Raw genomic sequence first — 451 nt, 5'->3', positions numbered from 1 at the left:
CGCTGTGGCTCTGGCTCACGGCCGCGCATGGCGGCGGGGGGGGCCATGCGCCGCATCTGTACTTCGAGGCCTCGTCCGTCGTGATCACGCTGGTGCTGCTGGGCAAGTGGCTGGAGGCGCGCGCCAAGCGGCAGACCACGGAAGCGATCCGTGCGCTGCATGCCCTGCGGCCCGAGGCCGCGCACTGGATCGGCCCGGATGGCGAAGTGGACGTGGCCGTGGCCGAGCTGATGGCGGGCGACCGCATCGCCGTGCGCCCCGGCGAGCGCCTGCCGGTGGACGGCACGGTGCTCGAAGGGCACACGCAGGTGGACGAATCGATGCTCACCGGCGAGCCCCTGCCGGTGGCGCGGAACCCGGGCGACGCGGTGACGGGCGGCTCGGTGAACGGCGACGGCCGCGTGGTGGTGCAGGTGACGGCGGTGGGTGCCGAGACGGTGCTGGCGCGCAT

1 protein-coding gene is annotated in these 451 nt (G+C 74.1%); it reads left to right on the top strand.

The window, feature by feature from the left end; genetic code table 11:
- A partial coding sequence (locus tag GVL05_RS19840; RefSeq protein WP_159574247.1) for an HAD-IC family P-type ATPase occupies positions 1-451 on the top strand: 451 nt, incomplete at both ends.

The organism is Curtobacterium sp. 18060 (assembly GCF_902706105.1).
Lineage (GTDB): Bacteria > Actinomycetota > Actinomycetes > Actinomycetales > Microbacteriaceae > Curtobacterium.
Note: the sequence above shows the minus strand (reverse complement) of the source record. Positions and strands in the feature narration are given on the sequence as shown.